The sequence below is a fragment of the Streptomyces sp. NPDC046887 genome, assembly GCF_040644755.1.
Classification (GTDB): Bacteria; Actinomycetota; Actinomycetes; order Streptomycetales; family Streptomycetaceae; genus Streptomyces; species Streptomyces lichenis.
Map to the genome: position 1 here is coordinate 34612 of NZ_JBEYXH010000028.1, position 22519 is coordinate 57130.

Sequence of the window (22519 nt, forward strand, 5' to 3'; positions counted from 1 at the left end):
TCCCGTACGGGGGACCGGCCGGTCGCTCCTGTCGGGGCGGCGGTCAGGAGGCGCCGTCCCCCCAGCTCTGGCGGCGGATCTCGGCGATCACCTCGGTGCGTACCGGATGGTCGGGGGGCAGCGCTCGCGCCACCTGCCGCCAGAGGTTCTGGCCGCGCAGGGTGGCGGCGGCGAAGGACGCCCCGATCGCCGTCACCTCACGTTCGGTCAGCTCCCCGGCCTGGCGCAGTGCCGGATCCACCGCGACGAACCCGGCTCCGGAGCCGCTGAGGGGGAAGACGACCTCGCCGGCCAGCCGGTCGGCCTCCGCCTCGCTCTCCTCCGCGGCCAGCGGTACCAGCAGGGTCAGCGGCCCGCGACCGCCCTCGCTGACGGTGACGGCGGCCAACGGGACCCCGGGCGGCGGGGCGGGCGGCCGGGCGGCGGTCGTTCGAACGGTCAGCAGGGCTTGCCGCCCCGACTGCGGGCTGACCGTGCCGGTCAGCCGGCCGTCGCCGGTGGCCCAGTCGGCCGGCTCCGGATCGGGCGCGTCCGGGTCGGTCGCGGACGCGAACCGGGACATCGCGATCACGGCCGGGGCGGGTGGGAGGCTGTGGACCGCGCGGAAGTCGGGCGGATCCTCGTCCTCGTCGGCCGGCGGTCCCATCGGGACGGGCCCCCCGTGCCGCGCCGCGACCGGTCCCCAAGCGGCGCCGGACGTGAACTCGGGGAAGGGGCTCGCGTTGTCAGGAGTCGAGGGCAGGCGGGGCAGCGGGGTGCCCGGCCGAGCCGCGAGGGTGCGGTCGACGATCCGGGTGCGGTCGGCCGGCTGGGGGGCGTCGGGCCCCAGACCGGTGTACGTGGTGAAGAGGCCCGGCACGGCGGCGTACCCGCGCAGCAACTCGCGCCGCAGATCACCCTCGCCGTCCTGGTCCCCCGTCACCAGGGCGGCCCAGTCCAGCGCCCGCACCAGCCGCTCATGGTGGTCGGCCAGCAGCGGGGGCGCCTCCCGGGCGGCCCGCCGCGCCCGGTCGGCGGCCTCGACGGCGTCGGCTCCCTCGGTGCGCCGTGCCACCTCCCAGGCGAGCACCCGGGCGTCGGTACGGAACGGGCTGGTCTCCACCAGCGCCTCGATCCAGCGGTCCCGGCGCGGGTCGGAGACGGCCAGCAGCAGCCGCCCCACCGCGAGTGCGGTGAGCGGGTCGGGCAGGTCGTCCGGGGACGGCCCATGGGCGGAGATCACCGCCTCGGCGAGCGCGGCGGCCTCGTCCATCGACCCGCGGTGGAGGTAGCCGAGCAGGGTGAGCGCGGTACCGGGGGGCGGGACGGCCGCCCAGCCGGGTGCGGCCGGGTGCGGCGGACCGAAGCCCGGCGGCAGCGGGGGGGACGCCGCACCGGGCGCGTCGGGGCCGGCGGGGCCGGCGGGGCCGAGCAGCGGCACCAGCCGTACCTCACCGCCCTCCGGCACCACCGTCAGCACCCTCAGCCCCTCCGGTCCGGGTGCCTCCAGGATCCAGCTCCCCGGCCCTGAGGATCCCTGCCGGGCGACGGGCAGCCAGCCGAACGACGAGCTCGGCCACCAACGGGACACCGGGCCTTCGCGGCCGGGCCAGTACAGCCGCAGGTGCGGTAGTGCCTCACCACCCGGGGCTTGGGTGCCGGACTGCGGGTCCACTGCCAGCCTTACCCATCCGACCCACTCGGCCGTGTCCAACTCCGCCCGCAGCTCCGCGCCCCAGGGGGTGTGGCCCGCCAGCAGGTAACGGCCCGGCCCGGGCAGTTCGAGTCTTTCGTTGGTGTGGGCGCGAAGCACCAGCCGGCCGATCTGGCGCAGCCGCTCGTCCATCACCCGTACCACCGCGGCGATCTGGCCTGCCGGTGTCTCATCGGTCTCCAGGGACACCCGGGCCGCCAATCCCCGGAAGGGCTCATACCAAGGAGAGCGCCCCGTCATGACCGCTCCAGTGGCATCCGGCGGGAGTAGCGCGGGGGCAACAGCCACCTGTTCTTCTCGGACACGTCCCGCCAGCCGCCGTGGGGGAAGCGCGCGGTGAGGTCGTAGATTCCCGCGCGGGTCTCCCCCTGCCAGGGGCTGCCGGGCCGCCCCGGGCCGACCGACGCCCCGCTCGCCCGATCGGTGAGGAGCAGTTCGGCCGCACGGGCGGCCTCCGCAGGGTCGCACCGGATGCTGAAGGGCACCAGCGGAGGGCCGTCGAGCTCGCGGATCGGCAGCTGGGTGGGGGCCTCGACCAATCCCGAGGTGGGCAGATGGTCGCGCTCGTCGCCGGGGAGCGTGGTCCGGTCGCGGACGGACTGCACGGCGCCCAGGAGCTTCCCGGCCTGGATCCGCCAGACCCCGTCCTCGCCCTGCTCGCTCGCCAGCCCGTCGAAGGCGGCCCGCAGTTCGCGGGAGAACCGGGTCGGCTGCCGACGCCGGCCGAAGGCACTGCCGCCGAGGGCGGTGGCGTGCAGGGTGAGCAGCGAAGTCCGCCGCAGCCAGTCGTTCCTGCCCGGGGTGAGGACGACCTGGGCGTTCAGGCGGTCGAGTTGCAGCGCCTCCTCCCGGATCTCGCGGCAGCAGTCGAAGAAGAAGAGCTGGGTGCGGGCCTGGCAGTAGCCCATGCCGTCGACCAGCCGGTGGGTGTCCAGGGCCTTCTGGAAGGGAGCGTCCGGCAGTCTGCCGAAGTCCGCCAGTAGCAGGGCCTCATCGCCCCGCCAGCGGGCGAGACCGTGGCCGGCGAAGTAGAAGAGCGCGGTGGCCGAGGGGTCCTGGCACCGGTCGCGCCAGCGGATGATCGCCTCGCACACCGGGTCGAACGCCGCGCCCTCCACCTTCTTGGACTGCCCGTCCACCTCCAGCACCGGCGCCGGACCGCCCGCCGCCGAGGAGACCAGGACCTCCAGGCTGGCCAGCGGCAGCACCGCGTCCTTGCGCTGGGTCTCCACCAGCCAGCCGGCCATCTCCAGCGCGGTGACCTCTGCGGTGGAGACGTCGGGGATCCCCGCCGGGAGGGAGCCCTCCGGCGCGGCGGCGCCGCAGTGCGGGTAGCCGGCCACGCCGATCACCAGGGCGTGCATCCCCGGGCCGGGTACGTCCTGGTGGAAGACCAGCGTCACACCGCACCGCCACCGGCGCCGAAGCCGCCGTCGGCCGAGGTGAGCCGGTCGGCCAGCCTGGCCAGGAACATCGGCTGGTGCAGGGCGGCGCTGTGCGCCCACAGCGCCCCGGAGGTGTACGTGTAGTCGCTGACCCCCTCGAAGACCGGCTCGGCGCAGAACGCCAGCGGATCGGCGCCGTCCACCACATTGAGCCAGCGGCCCACGGCGGCAGGCAGGGCGACCCGGGCGCCGCTGCCGCCGGTGACGGCCGGGTCGCTCTCCCGGAACAGCTTCAGCTCCTCGAACAGCCCGACCTGGGTGCCCACGGTGACCAGGGTGTCGACCGGGAGATCGGGGCGGTAGTGCGTGAGCAGGTCGTAGACGATGTCGCCGCCCATGCTGTGGGCCAGCACCACCAGCGGATCGGCGCCGGTGCGCTCGGCGGCGGCCCGCTCCAGCACTCCGCCGACCCGCCGCACGATGGGCCCCGGATCCTCCCGGGTGCCGCGCCGAGCCAGATAGGTGGTCACATCGCCGATCAGCAGCGGGATCGCGTCCACCGCGCGGGTGCGGAGGCGGCCGACCGGCCGGGCCAGCACCCGGCCGGTGACGGTCCGACGCAGCCGGCTGACGGCGGAGCCGAGGGTGCGCCACGGCCGCGAGCGTGATCGTTCTCCCCCCAGCACCTCCGTGTCGTCGCCACCCGGATTCACGGCGCCGGGGGGTCTGATCCGCTCGGCCAGCGCCGCCAGCAGCTCGTCGTCGTCGCGGAGCCCGGCCAGCCAGTCCGGCGGACCGGGCGACTCCCGGTCCGCCGGGTCGGCCGGTTCGGCGAAGGCGTAGTGGTCGGCCAACCGGCTCGAAAGTGAGGCCAGTTCCTCGGCAGAGGCCTCCTGCTCCCGTCCTTCGAGACCGGCCAGGGTGAACAGCAGGTCCACCGCGTCCGGCAGGGAGCGCAGCGCCACATCCAGGACCAGCCGCTCGGGGCGGGGCTCGGTGCGGCGGGCGATGTCCTCGGTGACCTCGGCCGCCAGCTGGGCCAGCGGGTCGTCGTCACCGCCGAGCCTCTGCAGGCCCCGCTCCGGGAAACTGTCGCCGTTCCAGGCCAGCGAGCCGCCGAGGTCGCCCCAGTGGGCGGTGTGCAGTGGCTGGTCGCGGCCGCCGGGCAGCGCCGACAGCAGATGCTCGCGGAACAACTCGTCCCGTAGAGCGTCGGCCCGATAGGCGCCACGGCCGCGGCGGTTGGCGATCCCGTGGACATAGACCAGTGGCATAACGCGCTCCCCCGTCGGCGGCCGTCTCTTCCCCTGATGCGGCGGCCCGGCGTCCGGACGGGTGCGCCTCGCCTGGTCGCGGCGGCGGATCCGGCGCTCCCGGGGCCCGCCGGGCGCCTTGGGGATCGTATCGACCGGACGGATGGCGGGGCGGGCGTTTCGCCGGATTGCCGGTGGTGGGGCGCGGCGGGGGCCGCTTGTAGGTTGGCGGGCATGAAGCTGACGATTCTGGGCGGTGGCGGGTTCCGGGTGCCGCTGGTGTACGGGGCGCTGCTGGCCGACCGGGGCGAGGGCCGGGTGACCAGGGTCGCGCTGCACGATGTGGACGCCGGGCGGCTGACCGCGATCGGCCGGGTGCTGACCGAGCAGGCGGCGGCTGCCGGGGCGGGGGACGCCCCGGTGGTGGAGGCCACCACGGATCTGGACGCGGCGCTCACCGGGGCGGACTTCGTGTTCTCGGCGATCCGGGTGGGCGGGCTGGCCGGGCGGGCGGCGGACGAGCGGGTGGCGCTGGCCGAGGGGGTGCTCGGGCAGGAGACGGTCGGCGCGGGCGGGATCGCCTACGGGCTGCGCACGGTGCCGGTGGCGGCGGCGATCGCCCGGCGGGTGGCGGCGCTCGCCCCGGACGCCTGGGTCATCAACTTCACCAATCCGGCCGGTCTGGTGACCGAGGCGATGTCCCGGGTGCTGGGCGGGCGGGTGATCGGGATCTGCGACTCGCCGGTGGGGCTGGGGCGACGGGTGGCGCGGGCGCTGGGCGCCGACCCGGACCGGGCGTTCTACGACTACGCGGGCCTGAACCATCTGGGCTGGCTGCGCGGGGTGCGGGTGGCCGGGCGGGATCTGCTGCCCGGGCTGCTGGCGGACGAGGCGGCGCTGAACACCGTCGAGGAGGGGCGGCTGTTCGGCGCCGAGTGGCTGCGCGGACTGGGCGCGGTGCCCAACGAGTATCTGCACTACTACTACTTCAACCGGGAGGCGGTCGCCGCCTACCGGGGCGCGGAGCGGACCCGGGGGGCGTATCTGCGGGACCAGCAGGCCGGGTTCTACGAGGAGTTGGGCGCGTACGGCGAGGGGTCGGCGCTGGGGGCCTGGCGGCGGACCCTCGCCGACCGGGAGGCCACCTATATGGCGGCCAACCGGGAGGCGGCGGGCGCCGGGGACCGGGGCGGGGAGGATCTGGAGTCCGGTGGCTACGAGAAGGTGGCGCTGGCGCTGATGCGGGCGATCGCCCGGGACGAGCGGGCCACCCTGATCCTCAACGTGCGGAACCAGGGCGCGCTCGGGGCACTGGACGCGGACGCGGTGGTGGAGGTGCCCTGCCTGGTGGACGCGGACGGGGCCCATCCGCTGGCGGTCTCCCCGCTGCCCGGCCATGCGGTGGGACTGGTGGCGGCGGTCAAGGCGGTGGAGCGGGAGGTGCTGGCCGCGAGCGAGAGCGGGTCGCGGGAGGCGGCGGTACGGGCGTTCGCCCTGCATCCGCTGGTGGACTCGGTGGCGGTGGCCCGGCGGCTGCTGGACGGCTATCTGGCCGAGCACCCGGGGCTGGGGTATCTCCATTGATGAAAGGGTGAGTTGGTGGGCCGGGAAGGGTGGCCGACTGACCGGAGCGGGTCTGTTCAGGGATACGCGAAGGGCCGTACGCTCGCCGCCCATGACACCTCGCAGAACCTCTCGCCGTACGCGCCGGGCCGCCGCGCTGGCCGTCGCGGCCGCCCTGCTGACCGCCGGGCTCACCGGGGCCGGACCGGCCGTCGGCGCTGGCCCCCGCTCCCCCGTCACCGCCGCCCCGGTGGTGGATCCGGCGGCCACGGTGGTCCCGGTGCAGACCACCGGGCCGGCCGCCAAGCGGTTCAACCTGGTGATCCTCGGGGACGGTTACACCGCCGACCAGCTCCCCGAGTTCCGGGCCGATGTGGAGAAGCACCTCAATGTGCTGTGGAGCGTGGAGCCCTTCGCCTCCTACCGCTCGTACATCAACGTCTGGGCGGTGGAGGTGGCGTCACCCGAGTCGGGGGTGGACTGCGACCCCTCGCTGGACGCGCCGCGCCGGAACACCCCGCTGGGGATGGCCTTCTGGGGCGGTTGCAACGCCTCCAGCGTGCAGCGGCTGCTGACCGTGGACAGCCGCGCGGCCGCCGCGTACGCCGATCTGGTGCCGGGCGCCACGGCCGCCAACCGGCAGATCGTGGCCCTCGCCAACAGCGACACCTACGGGGGCGCGGGCGGCAGTTGGGCCACCGCCTCGGGCGGCAACGCGCTCTCCGCGCTGATCACCCCGCATGAGATCGGGCACTCGCTGGGCGGTCTGGACGACGAGTACGACTACTACGGGCGCGGGGTGCCCGGTGGGACGTACACCGGCGGGGAGCCGGACTCGGCGCACCACACGGTGCTCACCGAGGCGCAGATGCGGGAGCGCCGGGCCAAGTGGTGGCGGTGGCTGGGCGAGGAGAGCGAGTCCGGCGGGGTGATCGGGCGCCATGAGGGCGGGCTGTACTCCACCAAGGGGGTGTGGCGGCCGAGTCGGCACTCGATCATGAAGACTTTGGGCTACCCCTTCGACCAGGTGGGCCGGGAGGTGATGGTGGAGGCGATCTCCGCCAAGGTGGACCTGCTCCAGGGCCACACCCCGAACGCCGAGCCGATCGGCGCCGACCGGACCGTCTCGGTGGACACCCTGCATCCGGAGGGCGGGGCCCTGGAGGTGCGCTGGTCGCTGGACGGCAGGCCGCTGCGGCGGTACGACGGCGCCCGGGCCGTCGATCTCCGCCGGCTGGGGCTGCGGGGCGGCGAGCACCGGCTGACCGCGCGGGTCGTCGACCCGACGCCGTTCGTCCGCGACCCGGCGATCCGCGGCTCGGCGGCGCTGACCCGCACGGTGGAATGGACGGTGGACCCGGCGGTGCGCACCCCCCGTTCCGAGAAGCCGGCGGCCTTCGCCGCGCACACCGCCACGGACCGGCCGGTCGGCGCCTGGTCCACGGTGTACGCGGAGACCACCCATCCGGTCCGGGGCGTGCCGAAGGTGCGCTGGCGGCTGGACGGGCGGCCGGTGGCGACCGGGGCGAACGACCGGGATCTGGATCTGTCGAGGCTGCGGCTGCGGGAGGGGACGCACACCCTCACCGCCCGGATCGCGGGCACCGGGCAGGAGCTGCGCTGGAGTGTGGACGCCCGGCCGGCGACGGCGGCCTATGAGCTGTCGAAGCCGCTGCGTACGGTGCGGCGGCCCGGGCGGCCGGTGGAGTACGTCTACGACGGGCCGTTCACCATGGCGCTGACCGCCCGGGACGACCGGGAGGGGTATGTGGTGCGCCAGTTCCGGGTGGACGGCGACGGCTGGTACACGTACTACGGCTGGCCGACCGACGCTGAGGCGCCGTTCCGCTTCACCCCGGGCGGGACCGAGATCGACGGGCTGGTGTACGGGAAGCTGGGCGCCCCGCGGGTGGTGCCCTGGGACGACGCGACCCCGGAGTACGGCACCCACCGGGTGGAGTACCGGACGATCGACGCGGCCGGGAACACCGGTGCGGCACGGAGCTTCCTGGTGACCCTGGTCCGGCCGGGCGGGCACGGAGGGTAGCGGTTCGGAGGCGGCGGACGGCGACCGGGGGCGGTCCTCGGGTTTCCCGGGATTCCTCGGGTTTCCCGGGTTGCCTCGGGTTTCCCGGGGTTGCCTCGGGTTTCCCGGCCACCCTCCGGGCGTGGGAGCGCTCCCGAATCCGCGCATGCGTCGATACGTACGGTGATCAGTTCAGCAGGAAGTCGGCCTGGCCGGACTTGGCACCCTGGATGAAGGCGGCGATCTCGCCGTGGCTGTAGATCAGCGCGGGCCCGTCGGGGTCGGCGGACTGGCGGACCGCCACCCGGCCGTCGGCCAGCTTCATCGCCTCGACGCAGTTGCCGCCGTTGCCGCCGCTCCACGGCTTGTGCCACCCCTCGGCGCCGAGGTCGGCGGCGGGCATGCCGTTGTATATGCGATCCATGGGTTGCTTCACAGCTCCTTGCGGAGGTCCCGCAGGATCTCCTTCGTCCGGTGGGCGGTGGCCGCCTGGGCGGCCATCCGGTCCATGACCTCCAGATGGGTGGCGACCTCGGGCGGCGCGTCGAGGTAGACCGCCCCGGTCAGATACTCGCTGTAGACCATGTCCGGCAGCTCCGGCACGGCGAAGCGGAAGAGCACGAACGGCCCGTAGGTGCCGGGATGGTGCCCGCTGGCGAACTCGGCGAGCTGGAGGGTGACGTTGGTCAGCTCGGCCGCCTGAAGGAGGCGGTCGATCTGGCCGCGCATGATCGCGGGGTCGCCGGCGACCGGGCGGCGCAGCACCGTCTCGTCCATGATCACCCAGAACCTGGGGGCCTCGGGCCTGGTCAGCAGGGACTGCCGCTCCATCCGCAGGGCCACATGGCGCTCGATGTCGTCGTGCCGGATCTGGCCGACCGCGCCGCCGCGCAGGATGGCCCGGGCGTACTCCTCGGTCTGGAGCAGTCCGGGGACGAACTGGGGCTCGTAGGCCCGGATGACGGAGGCGGCGCCCTCCAGGCTGACGTACATGGAGAACCAGTTCGGCAGCACGTCGTGGAAGCGCTGCCACCAGCCGGGCCGGTTGGCCTCCTCGGCGAGCTGGATGAAGCCCTCCGCCTCCTGGGCGGGCACCCCGTAGGCGGCCAGCAGCAGCTGGACGTACGGGATCTTCAGCGCGACCTCCGCGGTCTCCATGCGGCGGATGGTGGCCGGGGCCACCCTCAGGACCCTGGCGGCCTCCTCCCGCCTGAGACCGGCGGCCTCCCGCAGCTCCTGCAGACGCTTGCCGAGTACGACCTGCCCCACGGTGGGGGCGGACCGCGGCTCGCTCACTGATGACCTCCCCACGCGCTGTTTCGATGAGTGTGCCATGGGAAGACGATCGAGAACACGGCACTCTGCACTTTTCAGAGTGGCACTTGCCAAGTGTCCGCGGCAGGAGCAAAGTATTCCGTTGGAACCAGCCTGGTGAACCAGTTCACGCGGCTGCCACGCCCGCCGTGGGGGAGACACGGCGCAGGGCGCCGCTTTCCCACGTAAGGACAGTCGACCGTGGTACCTGGTAATGCGCTCACCCCCCAGCTCATGGCCCAGCGGTCCCCGGTCGCGACCTCCCCTGATGTCCGCCGCTTCTCCTTCGAGCTGCCCGCCGGCGCCGAGTCGGTCTGCCGCGCCCGCCATCTGGTGGAGGAGCGGCTGGTGCTCTGGGGTGTGTCCGGGGACGTCTCGGACGGCGTGATGCTGGTCGTCTCCGAGCTGGTCACCAATGCCGTGGTGCACACCGCGAGCCACCGGGTGGTCTGCGAGCTGCGGGACTGCGGCGAGCAGCTGCGGATAGCGGTGCAGGACGAGGGGTGCCCGGCCGCCGGGCCCAAGCTGCGCCGGACCGCCCCCGAGGAGGGCGGCAGAGGGCTGATGCTGGTGGACGCGGTCAGTACCGCCTGGGGCGCGTACGACGCCCGCCATGGAGTGGGCCGGGTGGTCTGGGCGGAGCTCGCCCACGACGACCTCGCCGAACCATGCTGAGGTCGATGGCCTCCCTGCTGGCAGCAGGCTCCCGCCGCACACCGCCACCTCGCCGCCCGGAGCCGGACGGCGAGGTGCGGCTGCGCTCACCCCTGCCCACGCCGCTGGGCTGCGACGCGGTGGGGGTACCGGCCCGGCACGGGTTCCGGGTGCTGTCCCGGCTGTCCGGCCGCGGGCTGGTCTTCGCCGACCCGGAGTGGTGGTGGTTCCTGGTGCCGGCCGGCTCGGACGCCGAGCTGCGCTGGCCGCTGCCCTCCTGCTACGCGCCCGGGGCCCGGGTGCCGGACCGGGGGCCCCGGCTGATCCACCACCCGGAGGCCACCTCCCCGTACACCCCGCCGATCCCGCTGTATCTGGTGGTCTGCCAGCTCACCGGGGTGGCGCCGTCCTGGAGCGCGTGGAACGTGGGCGCCGGGCGCTGAGCCGCCCGGGGCCTCGAAGGCGGGTCGGTCAGTCCAGCACCGGGTGGAGCCCGGGATGCTCGTTAAACCAGGCGCGGTGGAAGGCGTTGGTGTCCACCACGGCCAGATAGGCGAGCGCGGCGGCCCGGTGCAGCAGTCCGGCCTGGGCCGCGGTGACGGTCGAGCGGTTCCAGGCGAGGCGGACCCGGCCGGTGAGCGGGGTGCTGGCCAGCGGGCGCAGCACGGTGCCGGCGGTGGCGCTGGCGGTGGGCTGGGTGAGGGCGACCGCGCGCCCGGCGGCGACCAGTTCATGGCCGAGCTGGCGGTCGGTGGTGCGGTAGCGCAGCCGGGGGGTGAACCCGGCCCGGGCGCAGGCCTCCACCAGCGCCTCGGGGCCGCCGTCGTCGTCCTCGGCGAGGGCCAGCCACTGCTCCCCGGCGAGGTCGGCCAGCTCCACGGTGTCCCGGACGGCCAGCGGATGGTCGGCGGCGAGCCGTACGCAGAAGGGCTCCCGGGGGACGACGGTGCGGGTGTCCGCGCAGTCCGGCAGCGCCACCCGGTGCTCGTTGACCTCCCCGTAGAGGACGGCGTCGTACTGCCCGGCGGCCAGCGCGCGGACCAGCGCGGTCACCGAGACGCCCACGTCCACGGTGAGTTCCTGGCCGGCCATCACGGTGTCGGTGCGGTCCAGCAGCCCGTCGACCAGCACCAGCAGGATGCAGCCGAGCCGGAGCGGCCCGCCGGGGGCGCGGCCGCGCACCTCGGCGCCGAGGGAGTCCATCTCGCTGAGCACCCGGCGGGCCTTGGCGAGCACGAAGCGGCCCAGCTCGGTGGGTTCCACGCCGTGCGGTCCGCGGGTGAACAGCTCGCCGCCGACGGCTCGTTCGATGCGGCGGAGCTGGGCGGAGAGGGCGGGCTGGGAGACGCCGAGGCGCCGCGCCGCGGTGGTCAGGCTGCCCGACTCCGCGATCCGGCGGACCGCCTGCAGATGTCTCAATTCCAGCTGCATTGCGGCAGCGTACGCACCCGGGTGCGCCGCGCACCATAACCCTGCACGTATGCCCTTCCGGGATGGGGCCGAGGCGGCATGTTCACGCCCATACTCGGCGCCGCGGGCAACCGCCTGTCCGCGCTCCCCCACCCATGGAGTGACCACGTGCATCCCTCCAGACTCACCGCCGCCGCGGCCGCGTTGGCACTGACCGCCGGGCTCGCCGGCGTGCTCGTCCAGCCGGCCGCCGCGGCCTCCCCGACGTCCGCGGTGGCCGCAGATCCGGCCGCCCGGGCGGTCGCCGCCGCCGACCGGGCCGTCCACAGCGGCCTCGACGCGGCGGTCAACGCGCCCCAGGAGCAGTACGAGCGGCGCCAGGTGACCCCCTGGCTGAAAAACCTCTACTCGGTCGCCTATGAGCGCAGCTACCGCGGGCTGCCCGTGGTGGGCGGCGACACGGTGGTGCTGGCCGACGGCGAGGGCGAGGTCCGCGCCGTGCAGGCCGCCTCCGCCAAGGCGGTGGACGTGGCCACCGAGCCGTCCGTCACCGCCGCCCGGGCCGAGACGGTGTCCCGGTCCAGGCTGGCCAGGGTCGACAAGGTCGACAGCCACCGGCTGGTCGTCAAGATCACCGACGGGCGGCAGGCGCTGGCCTGGGAGACGGTGCTCACCGGCCGTACCGCCAAGGCCCCCAGCCGGCTGCATGTCTTCGTGGACGCCCGCACCGGCAAGGTGCTGGACACCCATGACGAGGTGGTGGCCGGCAGCGGCAACAGCCAGTGGAACGGGCCCAACCCGCTGACCATCGACACCACCGCCGCCGGCTCCTCGTACTCGCTGCGGGACCCCAACCGGACGGGGCTGAGCTGCGCGGACTACAGCACGGGCCAGGTCTTCACCAAGTCCACCGACTCCTGGGGCACCGGGCAGGCCACCTCCAAGGAGACCGGCTGCACGGACCTGATGTTCGCGGCCCAGAAGCAGTGGGACATGCTGAAGAACTGGCTGGGCCGCAACGGGGTGAACGGCAGCGGCCGCTCCTTCCCCGCCAAGGTCGGGCTGAACGAGCTGAACGCCTACTGGGACGGCAGCCAGGTCACCATCGGCCGCAACAGCCGCAACCAGTGGATCGCCGGTGTGGACGTGGTGGCCCATGAGTACGGGCACGCGATCGACACCAACACCCCCGGCGGCACCAGCGGCCAGGAGTCCGGGCTCGGCGAGGGCACCGGAGACATCTTCGGCGCGCTCGCCGAAGCGTACATCAACCAGCCCTCGCCCTACGACACCCCCGACTACACGGTCGGCGAGGTGATCGACCTCCAGGGCCGGGGGCCGATCCGCAACATGTACAACCCGCCGGCGGTCAACAACGACCCGGCCTGCTACAGCTCCTCGATACCGAACACCGAGGTGCACGCGGCGGCCGGTCCGCTCAACCACTGGTTCTATCTGCTCGCCGAGGGGACCAGCCCCGGCGGCGGCAAGCCCAACAGCTCCACCTGCAACAACAGCACGCTGACCGGCGTGGGCATCCAGAACGCCGGCAAGGTCTTCTACGGGGGGATGCTGCTGAAGACCAGCAGCATGTCGTACAAGAAGTACCGCACGGCGACCCTCACCTCGGCCAAGAACCTGGACGCCACCTGCGGGCTGTTCACCAGGACCAAGGCGGCCTGGGACGCGATCAGCGTGCCCGCGCAGTCCGGTGACCCGACCTGCACCCCGTCCGGCCAGAACGACTTCTCGCTGGCGCTGAACCCGTCCGCCGGGACCGTCCAGCAGGGCGGTTCGGTCTCCACCACGGTGGCCACCTCCACCACCACCGGGCAGGCCCAGCAGATCACCCTGACCGCCTCCGGGCTGCCGTCCGGGGTCACCGCCGCCTTCAACCCGGCCACCGTGCAGTCCGGGCAGTCGTCCACGTTGACGCTGACCGCCTCGGCCAACGCCGCGCCGGGCTCCGCCACCGTGGTGGTCAAGGGCCAGGGCGGCACCCTGTCGCACACCGTGGACTACACGCTGAACGTGGGCGGCACCCAGCCGGGCACCGACCCGCCCAACATCGACGTGGCCAACGTCCGGGCGCATCTGTCGCAGTTCCAGACCATCGCCACCAACAACGGCGGCAACCGCCGGGCCGGCAGCGCCGGTTACACCCAGTCGCTGGCGTATGTGAAGGGCAAGCTCCAGGCGGCCGGCTTCCAGGTCAGCGAGCAGAACTGCACCAGCTGCCGCTACCCGTCCAACAACCTGATCGCCGACTGGCCGGGCGGCCCGAGTGACCAGACGATCATGTTCGGCGCCCATCTGGACGGCGTCGCGGCCGGCCCCGGCATCAACGACAACGGCTCCGGCTCGGCCACCCTGCTGGAGACCGCGCTGGTGCTGGCGCAGAAGAACCCGACCATGACCAAGCACGTCCGGTTCGCCTGGTGGACCGACGAGGAGCAGGGCCTGAACGGCTCGAAGTTCTACGTCGGCCAGCTCAGCAGCGCCCAGCGCTCGGCCATCAAGGCGTACTACAACTTCGACATGGTCGGCTCGACCAACGGCGGCTACTTCATCAACAACGTCAACTCCACCGCCGCCGCCCCGCTGAAGGCGTACTGGACCTCGCTGAACCTGGCGCCCGAGGAGAACACCGAGGGCCAGGGCCGCAGCGACGACTACTCCTTCCAGCAGGCGGGCATCGCCACCTCCGGCTACGCGGCCGGCGCCAGCGCCCGCAAGACCTCGGCGCAGGCGTCCAAGTGGGGCGGCACGGCGAACGCCGCGTACGACTCCTGCTACCACAGCTCCTGTGACACCTCCAGCAACATCAACGCCACCGTGCTGGACCGCAGTGCGGACGGGGTGGCCTACGCGATCTGGAAGCAGGCGGTCGGCAGCGACACCCCGGCCCAGGACTTCTCGGTCTCGCTCAACCCGGCGGCCGGCAGTGCCAACCCGGGCGGCTCCACCACCGCCACGGTGAACACCGCCACGCTCAGCGGTGCCGCGCAGACCGTGAACCTCTCGGTCTCCGGGGCGCCCGCCGGGGTGACCGCCACGGTGAGCCCCACCTCGGTGACCACCGGCGCCTCGGCCACCCTGTCGGTGCAGGTCGGCGCCTCGACCGCGCCCGGTACGTACACCCTCACCGTGACGGCGGCGGGCACCACCAGCCACTCCACCGCCTACACGCTGACCGTCGGCGGCGGGGGCGGGAACTGCACCCCGGCGCAGCTGATCGTCAACGGCGGCTTCGAGAACGGCACCTCGCCCTGGACCCAGACCGAGGTCATCACCAACCAGGCCGGCCAGTCGCCGCGCAGCGGCTCGTACATGGCCTGGCTGAACGGCTGGGGCTCGCCGCGCACCGACAGCGCCGCGCAGACGGTGACCATCCCGGCGGGCTGCACCTCGGCCAAGCTGAGCTACTGGGTGCACATCGACACCGACGAGACCGAGAACACCGTCTACGACACCTTCACGGTGACGGCCGGCGGCAAGACCCTGGCCAGCCTGTCCAACGTGGACAGCAACACCGGGTACGTCCAGAAGACGCACGACCTGGGGCAGTTCGCCGGGCAGAGCGTCACCGTGAAGTTCACCGGGGTGGAGGACCAGTCGCTGCAGACCTCCTTCGTGGTGGACGACGTCACCCTGGAGGCCCGCTGAACCCGCTGACCGTATAGCCACGGCGTACTGAGTGCGCCCGGGGCCGGGACCGGTGCTCCCCCACCGGTCCCGGCCCCGCCGTGCGGCCTGGACCAAGGGAGCCCGGGGCTCGTAGCGGGCGCGGGCCCCCGCAGACTGGTCCGATGATCACACGGATACCCCGGCGGGCGGCGCGGGTCGCGGTCCTGGACCCCAGCGGGTCCGTCTTCCTGTTCCGGTACGACAACGAGGAGGTCGGCGTCCACTGGGCGCTGCCCGGCGGCGGGCTCGACCCGGGCGAGACCCCGCTCGCGGGGGCCCGGCGCGAACTGCGCGAGGAGACCGGCTGGAGCGGGGTGGAGTGCGAGGGCACCCCGCTGTGCCGCTGGGAGCACGACTTCACCCGGGCCGGGGTGCCGGTGCGCCAGTCCGAGGACATCTTCCTGGCGTACGGGCCGCGCCGGGACCCGCTCGCCGAGGCGGCCGGCGTCCATGCCGAGGAGGGCATCCTGCGGTGGCGCTGGTGGTCGCCCCGGGAACTGGCGGACGCGGGCGAGCCGGTGTGGCCGCCGCGGCTGGCCGAGGTGTTGGAGGGAGTGCGCCGCGAGGGGCCGCCGCGGGTCCCGGTGGACTTCGGATTCGTACCGGAGACGGGGGCTCCGGGCCGGTAGCGGGCCCGGGGGCGAGGGGCGGGATCGCAGGTGGCGGGGGTGACAAGGGTTTTCCCCGTATCGGGGGGTGCCTGGCTGTCCCTACTGTCTGGCGCACCGGCGGTTCCGGTGCACCTGAATGTCAGGTGCATGTAATCCGACTGCCGTACGGCCCCTTCCCCAAGGGGCCGCCGCGCCGGCGGCGGCGCACAGGGCAACACCCGGCCCAGGGGCCACGGAGCGCCACCCCCACGGTGTCTCCGCGGTCCCGTGCCCCGCCGCCACTCGCAACGGCGCGACCCAGCACCGTCAGCCGCCCCGGGAGTCGCCGGGGCGGCTCCTGGAAAGGGCAACACCTTTGAACGGTTCACGACGGAGACTCATAGCGATCGCGGCGGTCTGCGCCACGATCGCCGGCACGGCCGCCACCTCCTCGGTGGCACTCGCCGTGGAGGCCACCCCCACCCCCTCCCCCGTCTCGCAGTCCATGGACACGCCGGCCGGCGCGCCCGTGGAGAAGGTCATCGTCACCTACAAGGCCCGTACCGCCGAGGCCACCTCCAACGAGGCGGCCCGCAGCGACACCGCGGCCAAGGCGAAGGAGACCGGCGAGAAGCTGTCCTTCGAGCGCCGGCTCGCCGGCGGCGCCGCCCTGGTCGACCTGGGCGCCGGCGCGGAGGGCAAGAAGGACCTGGCCGAGGTCATGGCCGCCTTCAAGGCCGACTCGTCGGTCGCCACCGTGGAGCCCGACATCCGGGCCTACCCGCTGGCCGTCACCCCCAACGACACCGACTACGCCAAGCAGTGGGACCTGTTCGAGGCGACCGGCGGCATGAACGTGCCGACCGCCTGGGACACCACCACCGGCAGCGGGGTCACCGTCGCGGTGATCGACACCGGGATCGCCGCGCACAGCGACCTGAGCGCCAACACGGTCACCGGCTACGACTTCATCTCCTCCTCGGCGGACGCCCGCGACGGCAACGGCCGCGACGCGGACCCGCGCGACGAGGGCGACTGGAACGACTACGACGCCGAGTGCGACCCCGACTCCAAGGCGGGCCCGTCCTCCTGGCACGGCACCCATGTCGCGGGCACCATCGCCGCGACCACCCACAACGGCAAGGGTGTCGCGGGCATCGCCTACGGGGCGAAGGTCCAGCACGTGCGGGTGCTCGGCAAGTGCGGCGGCTCCTCCTCGGACATCGCCGACGCCATCACCTGGGCCTCGGGCGGCAGCGTCCCGGGCGTGCCGGCCAACCCCAACCCGGCCAAGGTCATCAACATGAGCCTGGGCGGCGGCAGCGCCACCTGCCCGAGCGTCTACAAGAACGCCATCGACGGCGCCTTCTCGCGCGGCACCACGGTGGTCGTCGCGGCCGGCAACAGCAACACCACCGCCGCCAACTCCACCCCGGCGAACTGCGCCAACGTCATCACGGTGGCCTCCACCAACCGCTCCGGCGGCCGCGCCTACTACTCCAACTACGGCTCGGCGGTGGACGTCTCGGCGCCCGGCGGGGAGACCCGCAACGGCACCACGCAGACCCCGCAGAACGGCATCTGGTCCACGCTGAACTCCGGCCAGAAGACCCAGTCCGCGGAGTCGTACGCCGCCTACCAGGGCACCTCGATGGCCGCCCCGCACATCGCCGGGCTCGCCGCGCTGCTGAAGTCGGCCAAGTCGAGCCTGACCCCGGCCCAGATCGAGACGGCCATCAAGAACAACGCCCGTCCGCTGCCGGGCACCTGCTCCGGCGGCTGCGGCACCGGTATCGCCGACGCCGCCAAGACGGTCGCCGCGGTCACCGGCGGCACCACCCCGCCGGCCGGGAAGAGCTTCACCAACACCGCGGACGTCACCATCGCGGACAACGCCACGGCCTCCTCGCCGATCACCGTCAGCGGGATCGCCGGCGCCGCCCCCGCCGCGCTCAAGGTGGACGTGGACATCCGGCACAGCTACCGCGGCGACCTGGTGGTCGACCTGGTGGCCCCGGACGGCACCGCCTACCGGCTGAAGAACTCCAGCGGCAGCGACTCGGCCGCCAACGTCACCGGCTCGTACACGGTCAACGCCTCCAGCGAGAGCGCCAACGGCACCTGGAAGCTCCAGGTGCGCGATACGGCATCGGGTGACACCGGCTACATCAACTCCTGGGGTCTGACCTTCTGATCTCCCAGCGAAAGCACATCACCGCAGGTCAGGGGCGCGTTCCCGGGTCAGTCCCGGGGGCGCGCCCCGCCGCCGTGCCCGGGGCCGGCTGTCCATATGCCGGACACGACCCCTGGACGCGGACCGGGGCGTTCGTATTCTCTGGGCTCGAACGGCCGCTCCCCAGCACATCCCCGCGCTGATCCGGCCGCGACGGCCGTGGACAGGGGGTCCGCGCCGCGCCGGAGGGTGGTGGCACGCAGGTGAGATCGGCTCCGTATCCTTCCGCGCCGATGGACCCCGCGCCGCCCGGCGGCCTGGGCCCGGTCGGCCGGGCCGAGCTGCTGGGACGGCTGGACCGGGTGCTGCTCGGCCGCGGCCGGGCCCTGCTCACCGGGCCGCCGGGCATCGGCAAGACCGAGGTCGCGCACGCCGCCGCCGCACGGGCCGAGGCCCGCGGCGAGGCCGTGGTCTGGCTGGCGCCCCAGCCCGCCGACCGCCATCTCACCGGCGCGGCCGCCGCCGCCCTGATCGCCTCCGTGCCCGGCCACGCCCTGGACGGGCTTCCGGGCCCCCAGCGCCAGGCGGTGGCGGTGCTCTGCCGTGAGGCCACCGCCCCCGAGGGCGCCCCGCTCGACCCGATGGCGCTGCGCCTGGCGCTCGCCGGGGTACTGCGGGCGCTCGCCGAGCGGGCCCCGGTGCTACTGGTGGTGGACGACACCCAGCGGGTGGACGCCGAGAGCGCCGACCTGCTGCGGTTCGCCCTCCATCTGGCGCCGGACACCCTGCGGGTCCTCGCCGTGGAGACCCCGGCACCCCAGCGGGAGGACACCACCGCCCCGCTGCCGCTCTGGGTGGCCGCCGAGGCGGACGTCCTGCTGGTGGGGCCGCTCCAAGCCGACGAACTGGCCGAGCTGCTGGTACGGCACGGGCTGCCGGCCCGGCTGGCCGGCCGGATCCACCGCACCAGCGGCGGCAACCCGCGGCTCGCCCTGGCCGTCGGCCGCTCGCTGGCCGACGCCCCCGGGCCGGTCCACCACGCCGAGGCGCTGCCGCTGTCCGGGCGGGCCCGGGACGCCGCCCGGCGGATGCTCGCCCCCGCCTCCCCCGAGGTCCGGGCCACCCTGCTGCTGGCCGCCCTCGCGCTGCGCCCCACCGCCGCGCTGCTGCGCCGGGCCGGCCGCCCCGCCGCCGAGGCCGAGCTGGCGGCGGCCGAACGGGCCGGGCTGGTGGCGCTCGCCGAGGACGGCACGGTCGCCTTCACCGCCGGGCTGCTCCCCTCCACCCTGGTACGGGACACCTGCTGGACCGAGCGGAGCGCCGGGCACGCCGCGCTGGCCCGGATCGCGGACGACCCGGTGGAGGAGGTCCGCCACCGGGCGCTGGCCGCCGACGCCCCCGACGAGGAGCTGGCCGCCGAGGTGGCCGGCGCCGCCGACCGGGCCCGGGGCCGCGGGCAGGGCGCGCTCGCCGCGGAACTCGCCCTGCTGGCCGCCGAGTCCACCCCGGCCGCGCTGCCCGGGCGGCGCATCGGCCGGCTGGTCGAGGCAGCCGAGGAGGCGGCCCGCGCGGCCCGCGCGGATCTGGCGCTGCGGGCCGCCGCCGAACTCCTCGCCCGGGACGCGGCCCCCGCCGACCGGGTCCGCGCCCGGCTCGCCGTGCTGGACACCGCGGGCCAGGGGCTGACCGACCTGGACGAGATGTATGTGCACGCCATGGAGGACTCCGAGGACGAGCCCGGGCTGCGGGCGGCGGTCCTGCTGCGGCTGGCGGTCAAGTACGTGCTGGCGGACGCCGACCCGGTGCGCTCCCGCTCGGCCGCGGTGGAGTCGGCCGTGCTGGCCGCCTCGGTCGGCGACCGGCACACCGCCGCCCAGGCGCTCACCCACCAGGCCCGGATGGACCGGATCCTGGGCTCCCCCGGCGCCGAGGACACCCTCGCCCAGGCCCGGGCGCTGGAGATGACCGACCGGCCGCTCGGGGTGCGCAACGCCGCCCAGCTCCTCACCATCCGGCACGCCCTCTTCGACGACCGGCTCGGTGCGGCCCGCGACCAGTCGTACGCGCTGCTGCCGCTGGTCGAGCGGCGCGGATCGACCGAGGACGCCATCGACCTGCTGCGCACCCTGGTGGAGGTGGAGGCCCGGGGCGGCCAGTGCGCCGCCGCGCTGGCGCACGCCGGGCGGTGCCTGGCGCTGACCCTGGAGGCCGGCCTCTCCCCCGGCCCGGCCTGGTACGCGCTGGCGGTGGCCGAGACCGCGGGCGGCTCCTTCGCCCGGGCGGCCGGCTACGCCCGGCGCAGTGTGCGGGCCTCCGAGGAGGAGGGCGACCAGGTGTTCCTGTCCCGCGCCCTGTACGCCCTGGGCCGGGTGCAGCTGCTCACCGGCGAGGTGGCGGCCGCGCTGGAGACCCTGCGCCGGGTGCGGGACGACACCTGGGTGCGGTCGACCGTGGACCCGGCGATGCTGCGCTGGCAGGAGGAGCTGGCCGAGGCGCTGCTCGCGGCGGACGCGCCGGACGAGGCCCGGGCACTGCTGGCCGATGTGGGCCCGGTGGCCGAGCGGCTGGGCCGGGCCACGGTGCTGCTGGGCTACGACCGGGTGTACGCGCTCTGCCTGGCGGCGGGCGGCCGGCCGGACGAGGCGGCGGAGCTGCTGGTGGAGACCGCCGAGCGGTTCGCCGGGCACGGGCTGGCGCTGGAGCAGGGGCGGTGCCTGGTGGCGCTGGCCCGGGTGGAGCGCCGTCGGCGCCGCAGATCCGCGGCGGCCTCGGCCCTCCAGGCGGCGGCCGCGGTCTTCGAACGGGCCGGTGCCGCGCCCTGGTTGGGGCTCACCGCGGACCGCCCGGCCCCGGCGGACGGCCCCACCGCCCTGGAGCCCGCGTGCGGCGGTGCGCTGGCCGCGCTCACCGACGCGGAACTGCGGCTGGCCCGGCTGGTGGGCGCGGGCGCCAGCAACCAGGAGGCGGCGGCCCGGCTGTATGTCAGCGTGAAGACCGTCGAGGCCCGGCTGACCCGGATCTACCAGAAGCTGGACGTCCGCTCCCGCGCCCAGCTGGCCTCCGCCCTCAACGGCCCGGCGGCCCGGGCCCGGTGAGGGACAGCTGCCTTGGGCTTGGTGCCGGTCCCGGGCGCCTCGTACGGGCGGGTGCCCTGGATCGGCCCACCCGGCCGGGGGCGCGGCCGCCCATGGCGTACTCCACGGCGGACGGCCGGCCCGCGACGCCCGTACCGGCCGGGTCCTCCCCGCCGGCTCGCCGTGGCCCGCGCCGGCCGCCCTGCGGGACCGCTGCCCGCCGGGCTGACCCGGCCGGGCGGAGGAGAATGCCGGGGGGCGGAGCGAGAGCGGGGGGCGCTCAGGCCACCAGCAGCGAGTCGTCCTCGGGGCGGGCGCCCGGGAGCCGGTGGCGGGCCGCCACCAGGGCGGTGTCGATGTCGGCGGTGCCGGTGGCGGTGCACAAGGTGCGGGCCAGCTCGTCCATCCGCGCCCGGACCTCCGGCCCGCCCTCCTCGGCGTGCAGGGCCACCAGCGTGGCGTACTCCTCGACCAGGTTGTCCAGTACGGCGGGGTGCGCCATCAGCACGGCGGGTCTCCTTCCGGGGGCGGGCGGCCACCCGGGCCGCTCGTCGGGCGCCGCTCGTCCGGCACCGCTGTCCCGCTACCCGGTGATCGCCGGCCCAATCAGCCGTCGGTCCGCGGCGACCGGTCCGGATCGGAACCGATCGGTCTCGATACGGTTCCGACTCCTGCGCCGAGGCCCGGCTTCGACTAGCTTGCCTGGCATGATCAGCGCTCCCGGGCCGTCGTTCAGCGAGGTGCTCACCTCCTCCGGCCCTCCGCTCGTCCTGGACGGCGGCCTCGCCCACCAGCTGGAGACCACCGGACACCAACTGGGCGGCGCGCTGTGGTCGGCCCAGCTGCTCGGTGACGACCCCGAGGCGGTGGTCGCGGCGCACCAGGCGTACTTCGAGGCGGGTGCCGGCACCGTGATCACCGCGAGCTACCAGGCGTCCTTCGAGGGGTTCGCCCGCCGCGGCATCGGCCCCGACCGGGCGGCCGCGCTGCTGGTGCGGAGCGTGGAGCTGGCCCGGGAGGCGGCCCGGCGGGCGGAGGCGCGCACCCCCGGCCGGGCGCTGTGGGTGGCCGCCTCGGCCGGCCCGTACGGGGCGATGCTCGCCGACGGCTCGGAGTACCGGGGGCAGTACGGCCTGTCGGTACGGGAGTTGGAACGGTTCCACCGGCCGCGGCTGGAGGTGCTGGCGGCCGCCCGGCCCGACGCGCTGGCCCTGGAGACGGTGCCGGACGCCGACGAGGGCCGCGCCCTGGTCCGGGCGGTACGGGGACTGGGGGTGCCGGCCTGGCTGTCGTACAGCGTGGAGGGCGGCCGGACCCGGGCGGGCCAGCCGCTGGAGGAGGCGTTCGCGGTCGCGGCGGACGCGGAGGAGATCGTCGCCGTGGGCGTCAACTGCTGCCGCCCGGAGGAGGTGGCCCGGGCGGTGTCGGTGGCCGCGCGGGTGACCGGCAAACCGGTGGTGGCGTACCCCAACAGCGGTGAGCGCTGGGACGCCGGGGCGGGCGCCTGGCGCGGTCCGGCGACCTTCTCGGCCGACCGGCTCGCCCAGTGGCGGCGGGCCGGGGCCCGGCTGGTGGGCGGCTGCTGCCGGGTGGGCCCGGAGCAGATCGCCGCGCTGGCACGGGAGGTGCGCCCCTCCGGGGTACGCGCCGGTCGCACCCGCCCGGCGCACTGAGGGGCCGGGCGCACCGTGAACGAG

Annotated in this window: 16 protein-coding genes; 9 read left to right on the forward strand and 7 right to left on the reverse strand. The window is 74.7% G+C overall.

What is annotated here, in order from left to right; translation table 11 throughout:
• Positions 1–43: 43 nt before the first annotated feature.
• The 3 genes from ABZ945_RS23250 to ABZ945_RS23260 are packed head-to-tail and all read right to left on the reverse strand — an operon-like array spanning position 44 to position 4352.
• Positions 44–1882: a hypothetical protein gene (locus ABZ945_RS23250; protein ID WP_361272681.1), complete on the reverse strand. Its 1839-nt coding sequence runs from the start codon at positions 1880–1882 to the stop codon at positions 44–46.
• Between the two features lie 47 nt (positions 1883–1929).
• Positions 1930–3096, reverse strand: coding sequence for a hypothetical protein (locus ABZ945_RS23255; RefSeq protein WP_361272684.1), 1167 nt, complete (start codon positions 3094–3096; stop codon positions 1930–1932).
• Positions 3093–4352, reverse strand: a complete 1260-nt coding sequence (locus ABZ945_RS23260) for a hypothetical protein (protein WP_361272686.1) — start codon at positions 4350–4352, stop codon at positions 3093–3095. Before ABZ945_RS23260 ends, ABZ945_RS23255 begins: the two co-directional genes overlap by 4 nt.
• A 213-nt stretch (positions 4353–4565) precedes the next feature.
• On the opposite strand from ABZ945_RS23260, the gene ABZ945_RS23265 reads away from it, so the two are divergent.
• Positions 4566–5915: a 6-phospho-beta-glucosidase gene (locus ABZ945_RS23265; RefSeq protein WP_361272689.1), complete on the forward strand. Its 1350-nt coding sequence runs from the start codon at positions 4566–4568 to the stop codon at positions 5913–5915.
• A 91-nt stretch (positions 5916–6006) separates the two neighbouring features.
• On the forward strand, positions 6007–7941 hold the full coding sequence (locus tag ABZ945_RS23270) for a M64 family metallopeptidase (protein WP_361272691.1): 1935 nt from the start codon (positions 6007–6009) through the stop codon (positions 7939–7941).
• Between the two features lie 166 nt (positions 7942–8107).
• Here the strand turns inward: ABZ945_RS23270 and ABZ945_RS23275 are convergent, their stop codons facing one another.
• Positions 8108–8344: a DUF397 domain-containing protein gene (locus ABZ945_RS23275; protein ID WP_361272692.1), complete on the reverse strand. Its 237-nt coding sequence runs from the start codon at positions 8342–8344 to the stop codon at positions 8108–8110.
• A gap of 8 nt (positions 8345–8352) precedes the next feature.
• On the reverse strand, positions 8353–9216 hold the full coding sequence (locus ABZ945_RS23280; protein WP_361272694.1) for a helix-turn-helix transcriptional regulator: 864 nt from the start codon (positions 9214–9216) through the stop codon (positions 8353–8355).
• A 252-nt stretch (positions 9217–9468) separates the two neighbouring features.
• Between ABZ945_RS23280 and ABZ945_RS23285 the strand changes: the two genes are divergently transcribed.
• A complete protein-coding gene (locus ABZ945_RS23285; RefSeq protein ID WP_361272696.1) occupies positions 9469–9909 on the forward strand; it encodes an ATP-binding protein in 441 nt (146 codons plus the stop codon).
• Between the two features lie 5 nt (positions 9910–9914).
• Positions 9915–10331, forward strand: coding sequence for a hypothetical protein (locus ABZ945_RS23290; RefSeq protein ID WP_361272698.1), 417 nt, complete (start codon positions 9915–9917; stop codon positions 10329–10331).
• Between the two features lie 28 nt (positions 10332–10359).
• Here the strand turns inward: ABZ945_RS23290 and ABZ945_RS23295 are convergent, their stop codons facing one another.
• Positions 10360–11319: a LysR family transcriptional regulator gene (locus ABZ945_RS23295; RefSeq protein ID WP_361272701.1), complete on the reverse strand. Its 960-nt coding sequence runs from the start codon at positions 11317–11319 to the stop codon at positions 10360–10362.
• Between the two features lie 147 nt (positions 11320–11466).
• Between ABZ945_RS23295 and ABZ945_RS23300 the strand changes: the two genes are divergently transcribed.
• From ABZ945_RS23300 to ABZ945_RS23315, 4 genes are all read left to right on the forward strand, one after another.
• Positions 11467–14964, forward strand: coding sequence for a M20/M25/M40 family metallo-hydrolase (locus tag ABZ945_RS23300; RefSeq protein ID WP_361272704.1), 3498 nt, complete (start codon positions 11467–11469; stop codon positions 14962–14964).
• A gap of 143 nt (positions 14965–15107) precedes the next feature.
• Positions 15108–15614, forward strand: coding sequence for an NUDIX domain-containing protein (locus tag ABZ945_RS23305; RefSeq protein WP_361272706.1), 507 nt, complete (start codon positions 15108–15110; stop codon positions 15612–15614).
• Between the two features lie 466 nt (positions 15615–16080).
• Positions 16081–17769 carry a S8 family serine peptidase gene (locus ABZ945_RS23310; protein ID WP_361272776.1) on the forward strand — a complete coding sequence of 563 codons (1689 nt, stop codon included), beginning with the start codon at positions 16081–16083 and terminating at the stop codon, positions 17767–17769.
• Between the two features lie 272 nt (positions 17770–18041).
• Complete coding sequence (locus tag ABZ945_RS23315; protein ID WP_361272708.1) at positions 18042–20843, forward strand: LuxR family transcriptional regulator; 2802 nt, start codon at positions 18042–18044, stop codon at positions 20841–20843.
• A 259-nt stretch (positions 20844–21102) separates the two neighbouring features.
• On the opposite strand, the gene ABZ945_RS23320 is transcribed toward ABZ945_RS23315, so the two are convergent.
• Positions 21103–21330: a DUF5133 domain-containing protein gene (locus ABZ945_RS23320; RefSeq protein ID WP_361272711.1), complete on the reverse strand. Its 228-nt coding sequence runs from the start codon at positions 21328–21330 to the stop codon at positions 21103–21105.
• A gap of 199 nt (positions 21331–21529) precedes the next feature.
• On the opposite strand from ABZ945_RS23320, the gene mmuM reads away from it, so the two are divergent.
• Positions 21530–22495, forward strand: coding sequence for a homocysteine S-methyltransferase (gene mmuM / locus ABZ945_RS23325; protein ID WP_361272713.1), 966 nt, complete (start codon positions 21530–21532; stop codon positions 22493–22495).
• Positions 22496–22519 lie beyond the last annotated feature (24 nt).